This window comes from Serratia bockelmannii (genome assembly GCF_008011855.1).
GTDB lineage: Bacteria > Pseudomonadota > Gammaproteobacteria > Enterobacterales > Enterobacteriaceae > Serratia > Serratia bockelmannii.
Window position 1 is genome coordinate 1 of sequence record NZ_VOUX01000022.1, and the last position, 513, is coordinate 513.

Below are 513 nucleotides of genomic sequence, written 5' to 3' on the forward strand. Positions count from 1 at the left end.
AATTTCGCTACCTTAGGACCGTTATAGTTACGGCCGCCGTTTACTGGGGCTTCGATCAAGAGCTTCGCCTTGCGGCTGACCCCATCAATTAACCTTCCAGCACCGGGCAGGCGTCACACCGTATACGTCCACTTTCGTGTTTGCACAGTGCTGTGTTTTTATTAAACAGTTGCAGCCAGCTGGTATCTTCGACTGGCTTCAGCTCCATCCGCGAAGGACTTCACCTACATGCCAGCGTGCCTTCTCCCGAAGTTACGGCACCATTTTGCCTAGTTCCTTCACCCGAGTTCTCTCAAGCGCCTTGGTATTCTCTACCTGACCACCTGTGTCGGTTTGGGGTACGATTTAATGTTACCTGGAGCTTAGAGGATTTTCCTGGAAGCAGGGCATCAACTACTTCTGCACCGTAGTGCATCGTCATCACGCCTCAGGGTTAATATGCAACCGGATTTACCAGGTCACACCCCCTACACGCTTAAACCGGGACAACCGTCGCCCGGCTAGCCTAGCCTT

Annotated in this window: 1 rRNA gene; it reads right to left on the reverse strand. The window is 52.6% G+C overall.

Annotated features, from left to right (window positions below):
- Positions 1 to 513, reverse strand: a 23S ribosomal RNA gene (locus FOT55_RS12520); the annotation flags it as partial.